Below are 15499 nucleotides of genomic sequence, written 5' to 3'. Positions count from 1 at the left end.
GCCCTTTGCGCGCGATCCTGGATACCTCCATGCCCACACCCGCCTATAAACGCGTCCTGCTCAAACTTTCCGGCGAAGCCCTGATGGGCGATGATGCCTTCGGCATCAACCGCGCCACGATCGAACGAATGGTGGCAGACGTGGCCGAGGTGGTGCGTCTGGGCACTCAGCTCGCAGTCGTGATCGGCGGCGGCAATATTTTCCGCGGCGTCGCGGGCGGCGCGGCCGGCATGGACCGTGCGACCGCCGACTACATGGGCATGCTCGCCACGATGATGAACGCGCTCGCGCTGCAGGACGCCATGCGTCACGCGGGGATCGAGGCGCGCGTGCAGTCGGCGCTGCGCATGGACCAGGTGGTCGAGCCGTACATCCGTCCGCGCGCGATTCGCCAGCTCGAAGAGGGCAAGGTCGTGATCTTCGCGGCAGGCACGGGCAATCCGTTCTTCACCACCGACACCGCCGCCGCGCTGCGTGGCGCGGAAGTGGGCGCGGAAGTCGTGCTCAAGGCCACCAAGGTCGACGGCGTCTACTCGGCAGACCCGAAGAAGGATGCTTCGGCCACGCGCTACTCGACGATCAGCTTCGACGAGGCCATCGGCCGCAACCTGCAGGTGATGGACGCAACGGCTTTCGCGCTGTGCCGCGACCAGAAGTTGCCGATCCGGGTTTTTTCGATCGTCAAGCCGGGCGCGCTCAAGCGCATCATTCAAGGCGAAGACGAAGGCACGCTCGTCCACGTGTAAACTCTCGTCTCACGCGAGACACGAACGCGGGCCGCGCCGCCCCTTGAGCGCATTGGCGGGCCCGTACCGTAATGAAGGTTCGGAGGTATCAAAATGGCTGTGGCTGACATCAAGAAGGGCGCTGAGCAGAAGATGCAGCGTTCGATCGACGCATTCAAGAGCGACCTGGCGAAGATCCGTACGGGCCGCGCGCACACCGGTCTACTCGATCACATTCAGGTCGATTACTACGGCTCGCCCGTGCCCATCTCGCAGGTCGCGAACATGACGCTCGTCGACGCGCGCACGATCGGCGTTCAGGCGTGGGAAAAGAAGATGGTTCCGGTCATCGAAAAGGCGATCCGCGAGTCGGATCTCGGCCTGAACCCGGCTACGCACGGCGATCTGATCCGCGTGCCGATGCCCGCGCTGACCGAAGAGCGCCGCAAGGAGCTCACCAAGGTCGTCAAGAACGAGGGCGAAACGGCCAAGGTGGCTGTGCGCAACCTGCGTCGCGACGCCAACGAGCAGCTCAAGAAGCTCGTGAAGGACAAGGAAATTTCGGAAGACGACGAGCGCCGCGGTGGCGACGACGTCCAGAAGTTGACGGACCGCTTCGTGGCCGAGATCGACAAGCTCGTCCAGACGAAGGAAGCAGAGATCATGACGGTTTGAGGCCGTCAGGCTCTCAATTCCGCCAGGGTTTCTTTTCCCTATTGTCCGTATCTGCAGTTTTAGTCTGACGGCCATGACCTATACCAGCTCAACCGTTCGCGTGCCCGACGTGGCGGCCGTGCCGCGCCACATCGCGATCATCATGGACGGCAATGGCCGTTGGGCAACTCAACGCCGCTTGCCGCGCGTCGCAGGCCATACGCGCGGCGTGGACGCCGTGCGCTCGGTCGTCGAGGCCTGCGTCGAGCGTGGCGTCGAATACCTCACGCTGTTCGCGTTCAGTTCGGAGAACTGGCGACGTCCGACCGACGAAGTCTCGTTTCTCATGCGCCTGTTCGTCACGGCGCTCGAGCGCGAAGTGGCGCGCCTGCATGCGAACGGGATTCGCTTGCGCGTGGTCGGCGACCTGTCGATGTTCAACGAGCGCATCCAGGACCTGATCCGCCGCGCCGAGACCAAGACCGCGCGCAACACCCGCCTCACGCTGACCATCGCCGCGAATTACGGCGGCCGCTGGGACATCATGCAGGCCACCCGCAAGCTGGTCGAGGCCGCGGCCGCCGCCGGCGAGCCGGTGCCGGTCACCGAGGACACCATCGGCCAGTATCTGGCCATGAGCTACGCGCCGGAGCCGGATCTCTTCATCCGCACGGGCGGCGAGCAGCGCGTGAGCAATTTTTTGCTCTGGCAGCTCGCATACGCAGAATTTTATTTCACCGACACGTTCTGGCCGGACTTCAATGCCGATGCGCTCAACCGCGCCATCGGCTCCTACACCGAACGTGAGCGCCGCTTTGGCCGCACGAGCGCCCAGCTCGAAAACCAATCCCAGAACGCCGACTCGCTTTCATGCTAAAGACCCGTGTCATCACGGCGATCGTCCTGCTGGCCGTCTTCCTGCCGGTCACGCTGTTCGCGCCGGTGGCCGCCTTTGGCGCGCTGATCGGCCTCGTGGTGCTGTTCGCCGCATGGGAATGGGCGCGCCTGCTCAAGGCCGGCACGGCGGGCTCGATCGTCTATGCGGCGGTTGCGGCCGTGGCCGTGGCTGCGAGCACGCGGCTCGAGTCGACGCACTCCCTGTATCAGGCCGCCGGCATCTTCTGGCTCGTGGCCGGCCCCTACGTGCTCGTGCGCAAGCCCACGCTCGCGGCGGGTGTCTGGCGCGCATTCCTGCTCGCGGCCGGGCTCGTGATCTTCAGTGCCTGCTGGCACGCGCTCGTCGCGGCGCGCACGGTGGGCGTGGCGTTCGTGCTCTCACTGCTGCTGCTCGTCTGGCTGGCCGATATCGGCGCATACTTTGCGGGTAAGGCATTCGGAAAGCATAAGCTCGCGCCCGCGATCAGCCCCGGCAAGACCTGGGAAGGCGCGGTGGGCGGCTGGGCGGCCGTGATGGTGGTGTCGGTCGCCGCGCTCGCGCTGCACGCGTTCGAGCCGACCCTGTATTCTGCGCTGGCGGCCCGTCTGGGTCTCGTCCGCGCGCTCTTCGTGCTTACCGTGCTGGTCGCGTTCAGCGTGATCGGCGATCTGTTCGAGTCGATGACCAAGCGCCAGGCTGGCGTAAAAGATTCGAGCGGCCTTTTGCCAGGCCACGGTGGCGTGCTCGACCGCATCGACGCGCTGCTGCCGGTGCTGCCGCTTGCCATGCTGCTGCTTGGTTAAGGGCGCTCGGCTTAGAGACAATGGAAATGCAAAAACGACTCACTTTGCTCGGGTCCACGGGCTCGATCGGAGACAGCACGCTTGACGTGGTCGCGCGTCATCCGCAACGCTTCTCCGTCTACGCGCTCACTGCGCACCGCAACGGCGACAAGCTCGTCGATCAATGTCTGCGCTTCTCGCCCGAAGTGGCTGTGGTCGGCGACGCCGAGACGGCCGCGGCGGTCGAGCGCAAGCTGCGCGCGGCCGGTTCGAAGACCGTCGTGACGTACGGGCCGCAGGCGCTCGCCGAGGTCGCGAAGAGCGACGCGTGCGACACCGTGGTCGCGGCCATCGTTGGTGCGGCGGGCCTCGTGCCCACGCTGGCGGCGGCGCAGGCCGGCAAGCGCATCCTGCTCGCGAACAAGGAAGCGCTCGTGATGTCGGGCGACATCTTCATGGATGCCGCGCGCGAGAACGGCGCGGTGCTGCTGCCGGTGGACAGCGAGCACAACGCCGTGTTCCAGTGCCTGCCGTCCGAAGGCACGCAGCATGGTGGCGTGACGAAGATCATCCTGACCGCGTCGGGCGGCCCGTTCCGCACGCGCGAGCCGTCCACGCTCGTCGACGTGACGCCGGACGAGGCCTGCAAGCACCCGAACTGGTCGATGGGCCGCAAGATCTCGGTCGACTCGGCCACGATGATGAACAAGGGCCTCGAGGTCATCGAAGCGCATTACCTGTTCGGTCTGCCGGGCGAGCGCATCGACGTGCTGATTCATCCGCAGAGCGTGATCCATTCGATGGTCTCGTACGCGGACGGGTCGGTGCTCGCGCAACTGGGCAACCCGGACATGCGCACGCCGATCGCGCATGCGCTGGCGTTCCCGGACCGCGTGGATTCGGGCGTCGCGCAACTCGACCTCGCTCAGGTGGCGACGCTCAATTTCGAGAAGCCGGACTACACACGTTTCCCGTGTCTAGCGCTGGCAATGAAGGCGCTGGCCGAGGGCGGCGTGGCGAGCGCCACGCTCAACGCGGCCAACGAAATTGCGGTGGAGGCGTTTCTCAATCGCCGCATCGGTTTCATGGCGATCGCGCAGACGGTCGATGCCGTGCTCAACGCGCTGGACAATCGCAGCGCCGCGAGCCTCGACGTCGTCCTCGAAGCCGACGCAGCCGCGCGCCGCGCGGCGCTCAAGATCATCGACAGCCTGCCGGTGCCGGCTTGATGGCCCGCTCGGGCCGCGCCTGGACCGCGTTCAGGCCGCCCGAGCGGTCATGAGGGCCTGCTCGCAGGCCCGCCGGCCCGCCCATGAGGCCGGCCCCGCACTGGTGCGCTGCTTCCAGCAGAGGAGGCGCATATGAATCTGCTCACCGAATTGGTGGCTTTTGTCGTGGCGATCGGCGTACTCGTCGTCGTGCACGAATATGGGCACTACAGTGTCGCGCGCTTGTGCGGCGTCAAGGTTCTGCGGTTCTCGATCGGCTTTGGCAGGCCGCTCGTGCAATGGGTCAACAAAAAGAGCGGCACCGAGTGGACGATCTCGGCGCTGCCGCTCGGCGGCTACGTCAAGATGCTCGACGAGCGCGAGTCGCCGGACAAGATTCCCACGGATGATTTGCCGCGTGCCTTCAATCGGCAGTCGGTGGGCAAGCGCATTGCGATCGTCGCTGCCGGGCCGGTTGCCAACTTTATCCTTGCCATCGTGCTTTTTGCGGCGGTGTACGGAAGCGGCGTAACCGAGCCGAGTGCGATCGTGGCCGCGCCGCCCGCGCAAACGGCCGCCGCGCAGGCGGGTTTCCAGGGCGGCGAAACCATTGTCTCCGTGAGCAACGCCAGCGGCAGCGATACCGAGCGCGTGCGCTCGTGGGCGGACCTGCGCTGGAAGCTGATGTCGGCGGCTTTCGATCAACACCGCGTGGTGCTCGCCGCGCGTGACGGCGGCGGCACCTACGACTTCCCCCTCGATCTCTCGCGCCTGAGCAGCAAGGATCTCGACGACGATTTCATGTCGAAGCTCGGCCTCGAGGCCGGCGGCAGCAAGCTGACGATCGCGGGCGTGGAGGCGGATAGCGCAGCACAGCAAGCGGGCCTCGCAAAGGGCGATCGCCTCGTGGCGATCGATGGCCATCCCGTTGACAGCGCAAGCACTTTCATCGCGTACGTGAAGGCCCATGCGGGCAAGCCCGTGCATTTGAAGATCGTGCGCGACGCCAGCGCGCAGAACGTTGCGCAAGGCGCGGCGCCCGGCCAGGCCGGCCAGCCGCAGACGATGACGCTCGCGGTCACACCGGCCGCACAACGCGACGCCGAAACGGGTGAAGATGTGGGGCGAATCGGCGCGGCGCTCGCGGCGCAGGCGCCCACGGTGGACGTGCGTTACGGGCCGATCGAGAGCGTACAGCTGGGCGCGTTGCGCACCTGGGATATCGCGCTCTACTCGCTGCGTATGTTCGGCCGCATGGTCACGGGCGAAGCATCGCTGAAGAATCTGTCGGGTCCTGTGACGATTGCTGACTATGCGGGCAAGAGCGCAAGACTCGGACCGTCCGCGTTCCTGTCGTTCCTCGCCCTTGTCAGTATTAGCCTCGGGGTGCTCAACCTGCTCCCAATTCCGGTTTTGGACGGGGGGCATCTGTTATATTATGCGGTTGAAGCCGTAACGGGCAAAGCCGTCTCGGACCGCTGGCAGCTCGTGCTGCAGCGCGCGGGACTTGCCTGCATCGTCGCGCTGTCGGCGATCGCGTTGTTCAACGATCTGGCTCGGTTAATCCATTTTTAAAGATGTCTGGCGGCGTCCTAGGGCGGGCCGCCCGATCTGATGCAGCTATACACACTGGGGAAGCACGTTGTTTAGACCTCATCGCTTGGTTCCAAAAACGGTTGCGGCCGCGGCGATCGCCGCACACGGCCTCGTCGCCCACGCAGCGACAACGCCTTTCGTGGTACAGGACATCCGCATCGAAGGCCTGCAACGCGTCGAGCCCGGCACGGTGTTCGCGTACCTGCCGATCAAGCAGGGCGATACGTTCACCGACGACAAGGCCTCCGAAGCCATTCGTGCATTGTATGCGACGGGCTTCTTCAACGACGTGCGCATTGCCACCGAAGGCGGCGTGGTCGTCGTGCAGGTGCAGGAGCGCCCGGCGATCGGCACGATCGATTTCGCGGGCATCCACGAGTTCGACAAGGACAACCTCACGAAGGCGCTGCGCGCAGTCGGCCTCTCGCAAGGCCGCTACTACGACAAGGCACTCGTCGACAAGGCCGAGCAGGAGCTCAAGCGCCAGTACCTCACGCGCGGCTTCTACGCAGCCGAAGTCACGACCACCGTCACGCCGATCGACCGCAATCGCGTCGGTCTGCTGTTCTCGGTGGTCGAAGGCCCGAGCGCGAAGATCCGTCAGATCAACTTCATCGGCAACAAGACGTACAGCACGAGCACGCTCCTCGGCGAGATGCAGCTGTCCACGCCGAACTGGTTCTCGTGGTACACGAAGAACGACCTGTACTCGAAGGAAAAGCTCACGGGCGACCTCGAGAACGTGCGCTCGTACTACCTGAATCACGGCTACCTCGAGTTCAACATCGACTCGACGCAGGTCTCGATCTCGCCCGACAAGAAGGACATGTACCTGACGATCGGGATCCACGAGGGCGAGCCGTACAAGATCTCGGGCATCCATCTGGCCGGCAATCTGCTCGACCGCGAGGCCGAGCTTAACAAGTTGATCAAGATCAAACCGGGTGATCGCTTCTCGGCCGAGAAGCTGCAGGCCACGACCAAGGCCATCGTCGACAAGCTCGGCGAATACGGCTACGCGTTCGCGACCGTCAATGCGCTGCCGCAGATCAACCAGGCCGATCACACGGTCGATCTCACGCTGCAGGTCGACCCGAGCCGCCGCGTGTACGTGCGCCGCATCAACGTGATCGGCAATACGCGTACGCGCGACGAAGTCGTGCGCCGCGAAATGCGTCAGCTCGAAAGCTCGTGGTTCGATTCGAACCGCCTCGCGCTCTCGAAGGACCGCATCAACCGTCTGGGCTACTTCACCGACGTCGACGTGACGACGGTGCCCGTGGAAGGCACGCCCGACCAGGTGGACGTCAACGTCAAGGTCACCGAAAAGCCGACCGGCGCCATCACGCTGGGCGCGGGCTTCTCGTCGACGGACAAGGTGGTGCTCTCGGCGGGCGTTTCGCAGGACAACGTGTTCGGTTCGGGCACGAGCCTTTCGGTGAACGTCAACACCGCGAAGTCGTACCGCACGCTGGCCGTCACGCAGGTGGACCCGTACTTCACGGTGGACGGCATCAAGCGCATTACCGACGTCTACTACCGCACGTACCAGCCGCTGTACTACTCGACCGATTCGAGCTTCAAGATCATCACCGCGGGTGGCGACCTGAAGTTCGGCATTCCGTTTTCGGAAGTCGATACGGTTTATTTCGGCATCGGATTCGAGCAGGACCGCCTCGACGTCGACCAGTACACGCCGCAGAGCTACATCGACTACGTGAACGAGTTCGGCCGCGTGTCGAACAACGTGCCGCTCACGGCTGCCTGGTCGCGCGATGCGCGTGACAGCGCGCTGATCCCGAGCCGCGGCTACTTCTTGCAGACGAACGCCGAGTGGGGCACGCCCATCGGCTCGACGCCGTACGTCAAGACCGACGTCCAGGCTCAGTACTATTACTCGTTCGCGCGTGGCTTCGTGCTGGGCATGAACTTCCAGGCGGGCTACGGCAAGGGCCTCGACGGCAAGCCGTACCCGATCTTCAAGAACTACTACGCGGGCGGTATCGGCTCGGTGCGTGGCTATGAACCGAGCTCGCTCGGTCCGCGCGACGCCAAGACGAACGACCCGATCGGCGGTTCGAAGATGGTGGTGGGCAACATCGAGCTCACGTTCCCGCTGCCGGGCACGGGCTATGACCGTACACTGCGCGTCTTCACGTTCGTCGATGGTGGTAACGTCTGGGGCGACGAGGGCAACACCAGCACGGGCGCGAACGGCCTGCGCTACGCGTACGGTGTGGGTCTCGCGTGGATTTCGCCGATCGGCCCGCTCAAGCTGAGCCTGGGTTTCCCGGTCGTGAAACATGAGGGCGACCAGTACCAGAAGTTCCAGTTCCAGATCGGTACGGCCTTCTGACGAGGCGTGCAGGAACAGGTATTTACAGAAACGAGAGGATAACTTTGCTAACGGGACTGTTTTCCAGACGGACGATCGGGGCCTTGACGCTAACGCTGGCGATGCTCGCTTTCGGCACGGGCGTGGCCCATGCGCAGGAAGCGAAGATCGCGGCGGTCAACTCCGACCGCATCCTGCGCGAATCCGCCCCCGCGAAGGCCGCGCAAACCAAGCTCGAAGCCGAGTTCGCCAAGCGCGACAAGGACCTGCAGGACATGGCGCAGCGCCTGAAGGCCATGTCGGATGCTCTCGACAAGAACGGCCCGAGCATGGCGCCGAGCGACCGCGCGCAGAAGCAGCGCGACCTGTCGCAACTCGACAGCGACTTCCAGCGCAAGCAGCGCGAGTTTCGCGAAGACCTGAACCAGCGCCGCAACGAAGAGCTCGCGGCGGTGCTGGACCGTGCGAACAAGGTGATCAAGCAGATCGCCGAGCAGCAGCACTACGATCTGATCGTGCAGGAAGCGGTGTACGTGAGCCCGCGCATCGACATCACCGACCAGGTCCTGAAGGCGCTCGCAGCGTCGAGCGGCACTGGCAGCAGCAATTAAGGCAGGAGCAGCACGCGCATGGCTTTTACGCTTGAGGACATCGCCGGGCGGTTCGGCGGCGAAGTGATCGGCGACCCGACGCAACGTGTCGGCTCGCTCGCCCCGCTCGACCAGGCCGGTCCGCAGCAGCTGGCGTTCCTCGCCAACCCGAAGTACCTGTCGCAGGTCGAGACGACGCGCGCAGGCGCGGTCCTGATCAGCCAGGAGGATCTCGATAAGCTGGCCTCCCGCGCAGGTCGCAACTTCATCGTCACACCCAATCCGTATGCTTATTTCGCGCGCGTCGCGCAGGCGTTCATCGACCTCGCCGCGCCGAAAGTGCAGCCGGGCGTGCACCCGAGCGCGCATGTCGACGCGTCCGCGAAGGTCGCCGCGAGCGCGGTGATCGGCCCGAACGTCACGGTGGAGGCAGGCGCCGTGATCGGCGAGCACGTGCGGCTGGATGCCAACGTGTTCATCGGCCGCGGCTCCCAGGTGGACGAGGGCGCGCACTTCTATCCGGGCGTGACGGTCTATCACGGCTGCAAGATCGGTGCGCGCGTCATCGTGCACGCAGGCGCCGTGATCGGCTCGGACGGCTTCGGCTTCGCGCCCGATTTCACGGGCGAGGGCGACGCGCGCACGGGCAGCTGGGTGAAGATCCCGCAGGTCGGCGGCGTCTCGATCGGGCCGGATGTCGAGATTGGTGCGAACACGACGATCGACCGTGGCGCCATGGCCGACACGATCATCGAAGAGTGCGTCAAGATCGACAACCTCGTGCAGATCGGCCACAACTGCAAGGTCGGCGCGTACACCGTGATCGCGGGCTGCGCGGGCATTGCAGGCAGCACCACGATCGGCCGCCATTGCATGATCGGCGGCGCGGTGGGCATCGCGGGGCACGTCACGCTCGGGGACTACGTGATCGTCACGGCCAAGTCCGGCGTGTCGAAGTCGCTGCCCAAGGCCGGGATCTACACGAGCGCGTTCCCGGCGGTCGATCACGCCGACTGGAACAAGAGCGCCGCGCTGCTACGCAATATCGACAAGCTGCGCGATCGTATCAAGGCGCTCGAGGCCGCCCAGAAGCCGCAAGACGGCGCATAACAAAAAACCGGTCGGCGAACCCGGCTCGCGCCTCGGGGCACTACGCATGCACGAAGTGCCGCGCGTGGCGCATACTGCGCCTGAAGCGCGGCCCGCAGGGGTGCCGCGGAAGCCGGGTTTTCGCATGCCGGGCACTTCAGACATCGCATTCGTCAGTCACACGCAATCCCTGCGTGAGCAGAAACACCATGAACATCGAAAAACTCAACTTCGACATCCACAAGATCCTCACGCTGCTCCCGCACCGTTATCCGTTCCTGATGGTGGACCGGGTCATCGAGCTCGAACCGCACAAGAGCATCAAGGCGTTGAAGAACGTGACCGTCAATGAGCCCTTTTTCACGGGCCATTTCCCGCAACGACCGGTCATGCCCGGCGTGATGATCCTCGAAGCGCTCGCGCAGACCGCCGCGCTGCTCACGTTTTCGGAAGAAGAGCAAGACTTCGAGAACACGCTGTACTACTTCGTCGGCATCGACGGTGCGCGCTTCAAGCGCGTGGTCGAACCCGGCGATCAGCTGATCCTGAACGTGACGTTCGAGCGCTACATGCGCGGCATCTGGAAGTTCAAGGCACAGGCCGAAGTGGAGGGTTCCGTCGCCTGCGAGGCGGAACTCATGTGCACCGTCAAGAAAATGGACGCGGCGCAATAAGATGCGCCCCCGCGTGCCGCTGTGCGCCTTCGCTTTGGCAGGGCGCCGCGGCGCGGCAACAGAATCGGAGAGCGAGGACGAATGAGCAGGATCCATCCCACTGCGATCGTCGAGTCCGGCGCGCAAGTCGATGAATCGGCCGAGATCGGGCCCTATGCGGTGATCGGTGCCAACGTCACCATCGGTGCACGTACGAAGATCGGCTCGCACAGCGTGCTGGAAGGCCACACGACGATCGGCGAAGACAATTCGATCGGCCACTATGCGATCGTCGGCGGCCGGCCGCAGGACATGAAGTACAAGGGCGAGCCCACGAAGCTCGTGATCGGCAACCGCAATACCATCCGCGAGTTCACGTCGATCCATACGGGCACGGTGCAGGACACCGGCGTCACGATCGTCGGCGACGACAACTGGATCATGTCGTACGTGCACATCGGACACGATTGCCGGCTCGGCGATAACGTGATCATGTCGAGCAACGCGCAGCTCGCGGGCCACGTGATCGTGGACGACTATGCGATCGTCGGCGGCATGACGGGCGTGCACCAGTTCGTGCGCATCGGCGCGCACTCGATGGTGGGCGGCGCATCGGCGCTCGTGCAGGACGTGCCGCCGTTCGTGATCGCCGCGGGCAACAAGGCGGTGCCGCACGGCATCAACGTCGAGGGGCTGCGCCGCCGCGGCTTCTCGCCCGACGCGATCTCGGCGCTGCGCGCGGCCTACCGCGCGCTGTACAAGAACGGCCTGTCGCTCGAAGAGGCGAAGGTGCAGCTCGCCGAGCTCGCACAGGCGGGTGGCGACGGCGACGCGCACGTGAAGGCGCTGCTCGATTTCGTCGAGCAGTCGCAACGCGGCATCATCCGCTAACCGATGGCGCTGCAAACCCGTCCGCTGCGCCTCGCGATGGTCGCCGGCGAGCCGTCCGGCGACCTGCTCGCGGCGTCGCTGCTCAAGGGGCTCGTCGGCAGGCTGCCCGATACTGCGCAGTACTATGGAATCGGCGGGCCGCGCATGCAGGCCACCGGTTTCGACGCGCACTGGCCGATGGACAAGCTCACGGTGCGCGGCTACGTCGAGGCGCTCAAGCATATTCCCGAGATCCTGCGCATACGCAGCGAACTCAAGCATCAGCTGCTCGCTGATCCGCCCGACGTCTTCATCGGCGTGGACGCGCCCGATTTCAACTTCGGTCTCGAACACCCGTTGCGCGACGCGGGCATTCCCACGGTCCATTTCGTGTGCCCGTCCATCTGGGCGTGGCGCGGCGGGCGCATCAAGAAGATCCAGAAGGCCGTGGATCACATGCTCTGCGTGTTCCCGTTCGAACCGGCAATCCTCGAGAAAGCCGGCGTCGCGGCGACCTACGTGGGGCATCCGCTCGCCGACGACATCCCGCTCGAACCGGACGTGCCCGGCGCGCGCCGCGCGCTCGGCTTGCCCGATAGCGGCCCGGTGATTGCCGTCCTGCCGGGTAGCCGCCGTTCCGAGATCAACCTGATCGGTCCGACGTTCTTCGACGCGATGCAGATCATGCAGCAGCGTGAGCCGGGCCTGCGCTTCGTGATGCCTGCGGCGACGCCGGCGATCCACGCGCAGTTGCAGGAGCTCGCGAACCTGCACCAGGGCCTCGCGCTCACGATCATCGACGGTCAGTCGCAGCTCGCGATGACGGCCGCCGATGCGATCCTCGTGAAGAGCGGCACGGTCACGCTCGAGGCGGCGCTGCTCAAGAAGCCGATGGTCATCTCGTACAAGGTGCCCTGGCTCACGGGACAGATCATGCGCCGCCAGGGCTATCTGCCTTATGTCGGCCTGCCGAACATTCTCGCGGGCCGTTTCGTGGTGCCCGAGATCCTCCAGCACTTCGCGACGCCCGAGGCGCTCGCGGACGCGACGCTCACGCAGCTGCACGACGAGGCGAACCGGCGCACGCTGACCGAAGTGTTCACGCAGATGCACCATGCGCTGCGCCAGAACACGGCGGAACGTGCGGCGGAAGTGGTCGCGCGGGTCGTGGAGAAGCGCCGGGGGCAGGCATGACCGAGGGTACGATCAAGCGCGTGCGTGCGAAGGCGCCGGCGTCGAAAGCCGCGGGGAAATCCGCGGCCAGGGCACCCTCGAAAGCGTCTTCGAAAGCGGCGGAAAAGCGCGCGGCGCGGCAGGTGTGGGCGGAGCAGGCGGGCTTGCTGTTCGAGTCGCCCGACGACATCATCTGCGGCGTGGACGAGGCCGGACGCGGACCGCTGGCGGGCCCGGTGACGGCCGCCGCCGTGATCCTCGATCCGGCACGACCGATTGCCGGCCTCGACGACTCCAAGGCGCTTTCGGCGAAAGCGCGCGAAGCGCTCTACGAGCTCATCGTCGAGCGCGCGCTCGCGTGGTGCGTGGCGTCGGCGAGTGTCGAGGAGATCGACTCGCTCAATATCCTGCACGCGACCATGCTGGCGATGCGGCGTGCCGTGGAAGGCCTGAGCGTGACGCCCACGCTCGCCAAGATCGACGGCAACCGCTGCCCGGTGCTGCCGGTGCGCAGCGAGGCCGTGATTGGCGGCGATGCGCTGGTGCCCAGTATTTCCGCGGCGTCCATCATCGCGAAAGTCACGCGCGACCGCATGCTGCTGGAGCTGCATGAGGCGTTCCCCGTCTATGGGTTCGACGCGCACGCAGGCTACGGCACTGCGCAGCATATGGCTGCATTACGGACGCATGGCCCGTGCGAGCATCATCGGCGCTCGTTTGCGCCCGTGCGCGAGGCCTATGCACTGCATGGCATCGCGCTGCCGGGCGCGGCGAAGGCCCTCAGCGCCGCCCGTCCGGACGACGCTTTCACGCCAGCCTGAGCCCCGCGATGCCGCTGCCTGCGCAATCCGGCGCCGCCTCGTGCGGCGCCGTTTTCCTTTCCATTCATCCTCTTTCAGATCGCGAGTCCCGCCCGTGAAAGCCATTACATCGCGCGACAACCCGCTCTACAAGCGTCTGAAGGCGCTGGCCGGCTCGACGCATCAGCAGCGGCGCAGCCATCAGGCCTTGCTCGAAGGTTTCCACCTCGCGAGCGCGTGGCTCGAAGGCGGCACGCAGCCCGAATATTGCATCGTGACCGAAGGCGCGCTCGCGCATGCCGAGGCGCAGGCCATCGTCGCGCGCGTGGACGAGCGCCGCGTGATCACGCTACCCGATGCGCTGTTCGGCCAGCTCTCGAACGTCGTGCATGGCGTGGGCATGCTGCTGCTCGTGGACATGCCCGAGACGCAGCTGCCTGCGCGCGTCGAATCGACCTGTCTCGTGCTCGACGGCTTGCAGGACGCGGGCAACGTCGGCTCGATCCTGCGCAGCGCGGCGGCTGCAGGGGTCGACAAGGTCTTCTGCACGCCGGGAACCGCCTACGTGTGGTCATCGAAGGTGCTGCGCTCGGCGATGGGTGCGCACTTCCTGCTGCAGGTCTTCGAAAACGTCGATCCCGAGGCGCTGATCGACATGCTCGCCGTGCCGGTCGTGATCACCGACTCGCACGGTGCGAAGGCCATCGACGAGAGCGATCTCACGGGGCAGGTGGCGTGGGTTTTCGGTAACGAAGGGGCGGGCGTCTCACAGGTATGGCGCGACGCGGCGGCGTGGCGCGTGACGATTCCGCAGCCGGGTGGCATGGAGTCGCTGAACGTGGCCGCGGCAGCGGCCGTTTGCCTCTTCGAGCAATGCCGTCAGCAGCGCCACGCGCGCTGAGCATCACCAGGATTCATTTGAATCGTTGCAACAAAAAGGCCTGCAAATGCAGGCCTTTTTCGTTTCCACCGCTTTCGGTCCTAATCGTTAGTACACCGGTTTATCGAGGCGGATTTCCTGCAAGATCGTCGTAGCGATCTCCTCGATCGACTTGTGTGTGGACGAGAGCCACTTGATGCCTTCGCGGCGCATCATGGCTTCGGCTTCGTTCACTTCGTAGCGGCAGTTTTCCAGCGCCGCGTACTTGCTGCCGGGGCGCCGTTCGTTGCGGATTTCCGTGAGGCGCTGTGGGTCGATCGAGAGCCCGAAGATCTTCGCGCGATGCGGAAGCAGCGAGGTAGGCAGCTTGCCGCGCTCGAAGTCGTCCGGGATCAGCGGATAGTTCGCTGCCTTCACGCCGTATTGCATCGCCAGATAGAGGCTGGTCGGCGTCTTGCCGCTGCGCGACACGCCCACGAGGATCACGTCGGCGTCGTTCAGATTGCGGTTGGACTGGCCGTCGTCGTGCGCGAGCGAGAAATTGATCGCTTCGATCCGGTTCTTGTATTCGTCGGTGTCGGCGTTCTGGTGGCCGCGGCCCATTGCGTGGCTCGACTTGAGCTCGAGCTCCTGTTCGAGCGGCTCCACGAAGGTCTGGAACATGTCGAGCACGAGCGCGTTCGAGCGCTTGACGATCTCGTTCGAGTTGCTGTCCACCAGCGTCGTGAAAACGATGGGGCGGCGGCCTTCTTGCACCGCGGCTTCGTTGATTTTTTCGGCGGTCGAGTAGGCCTTGTCCGTCGAGTCGACGAACGGCACGCGCACGAGGCGGAATTTTTGGTCGAACTGAGAGAGGATCGAATGCGCGAACGTTTCGGCAGTGATCCCGGTACCGTCGGAGACGATGAATACGGTAGGCGGCATCGGTTGAGGCTGGGTACGTGAGCGGGGCGGCCGCCCGACAGGCAGGCGAGGGGCCCGGGAGGCGCCCTGAGAGCGTTGTGGAACGATTTCGAGGCGCGATTCTCGCCGACAGACACATTTTCGAGAGTCGGCACGGTAGAATAGCGGCAACCTGTTGGATAAGCAATTGCAGTGCAACCACGCCAAACCGTAGCCCAACGCGGCGCAATCTGGCGCCAACTTGCAGCGATTTTGCATAATTTCGCGTAATCGCGTGCATCTTCGTGCTTTTCCTCGCGCCGGATGCCGGCCCCCAAAGCGGTGGCGATTGCTTCTCCAACAGGTTGCGCAAGGCGCAGGTCCG

The 15499-nt window shown here is 65.0% G+C and carries 15 protein-coding genes; 14 read left to right on the top strand and 1 reads right to left on the bottom strand.

The features are described from left to right. Window positions 1–29 precede the first annotated feature (29 nt). The 14 genes from pyrH (at window position 30) to E1956_RS11355 (ending at window position 14253) form a co-directional block, all read left to right on the top strand. A complete protein-coding gene (gene pyrH / locus E1956_RS11420; protein WP_028219492.1) occupies window positions 30–746 on the top strand; it encodes a UMP kinase in 717 nt (238 codons plus the stop codon). 93 nt (window positions 747–839) lie between these two features. After that, a complete protein-coding gene (frr, locus tag E1956_RS11415; RefSeq protein ID WP_028219493.1) occupies window positions 840–1400 on the top strand; it encodes a ribosome recycling factor in 561 nt (186 codons plus the stop codon). A gap of 73 nt (window positions 1401–1473) precedes the next feature. After that, complete coding sequence (gene uppS, locus E1956_RS11410) at window positions 1474–2256, top strand: polyprenyl diphosphate synthase (protein WP_028219494.1); 783 nt, start codon at window positions 1474–1476, stop codon at window positions 2254–2256. Beyond that, window positions 2250–3059 carry a phosphatidate cytidylyltransferase gene (locus E1956_RS11405; protein WP_028219495.1) on the top strand — a complete coding sequence of 270 codons (810 nt, stop codon included), beginning with the start codon at window positions 2250–2252 and terminating at the stop codon, window positions 3057–3059. Before uppS ends, E1956_RS11405 begins: the two co-directional genes overlap by 7 nt. A 26-nt stretch (window positions 3060–3085) precedes the next feature. Further along, window positions 3086–4267 (top strand): 1-deoxy-D-xylulose-5-phosphate reductoisomerase, encoded by a 1182-nt coding sequence (locus E1956_RS11400; RefSeq protein ID WP_134748928.1) that lies wholly within the window; start codon window positions 3086–3088, stop codon window positions 4265–4267. A gap of 132 nt (window positions 4268–4399) precedes the next feature. Continuing rightward, window positions 4400–5821, top strand: a complete 1422-nt coding sequence (gene rseP, locus E1956_RS11395) for an RIP metalloprotease RseP (protein WP_134748926.1) — start codon at window positions 4400–4402, stop codon at window positions 5819–5821. 67 nt (window positions 5822–5888) lie between these two features. Further along, entirely contained in the window at window positions 5889–8198 is a 2310-nt protein-coding gene (gene bamA / locus E1956_RS11390) for an outer membrane protein assembly factor BamA (protein WP_134748924.1), read from the top strand. Window positions 8199–8242: 44 nt separating this feature from the next. Further along, window positions 8243–8788, top strand: coding sequence for an OmpH/Skp family outer membrane protein (locus tag E1956_RS11385; protein ID WP_134748922.1), 546 nt, complete (start codon window positions 8243–8245; stop codon window positions 8786–8788). Window positions 8789–8806: 18 nt separating this feature from the next. Continuing rightward, window positions 8807–9877, top strand: a complete 1071-nt coding sequence (gene lpxD, locus E1956_RS11380; RefSeq protein ID WP_134748920.1) for a UDP-3-O-(3-hydroxymyristoyl)glucosamine N-acyltransferase — start codon at window positions 8807–8809, stop codon at window positions 9875–9877. Between the two features lie 188 nt (window positions 9878–10065). Beyond that, window positions 10066–10530, top strand: a complete 465-nt coding sequence (fabZ, locus tag E1956_RS11375) for a 3-hydroxyacyl-ACP dehydratase FabZ (protein WP_134748918.1) — start codon at window positions 10066–10068, stop codon at window positions 10528–10530. Between the two features lie 81 nt (window positions 10531–10611). Beyond that, window positions 10612–11400, top strand: coding sequence for an acyl-ACP--UDP-N-acetylglucosamine O-acyltransferase (gene lpxA, locus E1956_RS11370; protein ID WP_134748916.1), 789 nt, complete (start codon window positions 10612–10614; stop codon window positions 11398–11400). A 3-nt stretch (window positions 11401–11403) separates the two neighbouring features. Beyond that, window positions 11404–12573 carry a lipid-A-disaccharide synthase gene (lpxB, locus tag E1956_RS11365; RefSeq protein WP_134748914.1) on the top strand — a complete coding sequence of 390 codons (1170 nt, stop codon included), beginning with the start codon at window positions 11404–11406 and terminating at the stop codon, window positions 12571–12573. Then, a complete protein-coding gene (gene rnhB, locus E1956_RS11360; RefSeq protein ID WP_134748912.1) occupies window positions 12570–13373 on the top strand; it encodes a ribonuclease HII in 804 nt (267 codons plus the stop codon). The genes lpxB and rnhB overlap by 4 nt, the downstream gene beginning before the upstream one ends. Before the next feature lie 94 nt (window positions 13374–13467). Continuing rightward, complete coding sequence (locus E1956_RS11355) at window positions 13468–14253, top strand: TrmH family RNA methyltransferase (RefSeq protein ID WP_134748910.1); 786 nt, start codon at window positions 13468–13470, stop codon at window positions 14251–14253. An 87-nt stretch (window positions 14254–14340) separates the two neighbouring features. Here E1956_RS11355 and ppsR read toward each other — a convergent pair whose 3' ends face one another. Further along, window positions 14341–15156 carry a posphoenolpyruvate synthetase regulatory kinase/phosphorylase PpsR gene (gene ppsR, locus E1956_RS11350; RefSeq protein ID WP_028219505.1) on the bottom strand — a complete coding sequence of 272 codons (816 nt, stop codon included), beginning with the start codon at window positions 15154–15156 and terminating at the stop codon, window positions 14341–14343. Window positions 15157–15499: the final 343 nt, after the last annotated feature.

This window comes from Paraburkholderia pallida (genome assembly GCF_004524855.1).
In the GTDB taxonomy this organism is placed as follows: Bacteria; Pseudomonadota; Gammaproteobacteria; order Burkholderiales; family Burkholderiaceae; genus Paraburkholderia; species Paraburkholderia oxyphila.
The sequence above is the reverse complement of the archived record's forward strand: the minus strand, read 5'-3'. Positions and strand labels throughout refer to the sequence as shown.

Coding starts and splice junctions, on each gene's coding strand:
- E1956_RS11400 (WP_134748928.1), top strand. CDS start 3,086: ATGCAAAAACGACTCACTTTGCTCGGGTCCACGGGCTCGATCGGAGAC.
- rseP (WP_134748926.1), top strand. CDS start 4,400: ATGAATCTGCTCACCGAATTGGTGGCTTTTGTCGTGGCGATCGGCGTA.
- frr (WP_028219493.1), top strand. CDS start 840: ATGGCTGTGGCTGACATCAAGAAGGGCGCTGAGCAGAAGATGCAGCGT.
- fabZ (WP_134748918.1), top strand. CDS start 10,066: ATGAACATCGAAAAACTCAACTTCGACATCCACAAGATCCTCACGCTG.
- E1956_RS11405 (WP_028219495.1), top strand. CDS start 2,250: ATGCTAAAGACCCGTGTCATCACGGCGATCGTCCTGCTGGCCGTCTTC.
- lpxA (WP_134748916.1), top strand. CDS start 10,612: ATGAGCAGGATCCATCCCACTGCGATCGTCGAGTCCGGCGCGCAAGTC.
- pyrH (WP_028219492.1), top strand. CDS start 30: ATGCCCACACCCGCCTATAAACGCGTCCTGCTCAAACTTTCCGGCGAA.
- lpxB (WP_134748914.1), top strand. CDS start 11,404: ATGGCGCTGCAAACCCGTCCGCTGCGCCTCGCGATGGTCGCCGGCGAG.
- lpxD (WP_134748920.1), top strand. CDS start 8,807: ATGGCTTTTACGCTTGAGGACATCGCCGGGCGGTTCGGCGGCGAAGTG.
- rnhB (WP_134748912.1), top strand. CDS start 12,570: ATGACCGAGGGTACGATCAAGCGCGTGCGTGCGAAGGCGCCGGCGTCG.
- uppS (WP_028219494.1), top strand. CDS start 1,474: ATGACCTATACCAGCTCAACCGTTCGCGTGCCCGACGTGGCGGCCGTG.
- ppsR (WP_028219505.1), bottom strand. CDS start 15,156: ATGCCGCCTACCGTATTCATCGTCTCCGACGGTACCGGGATCACTGCC.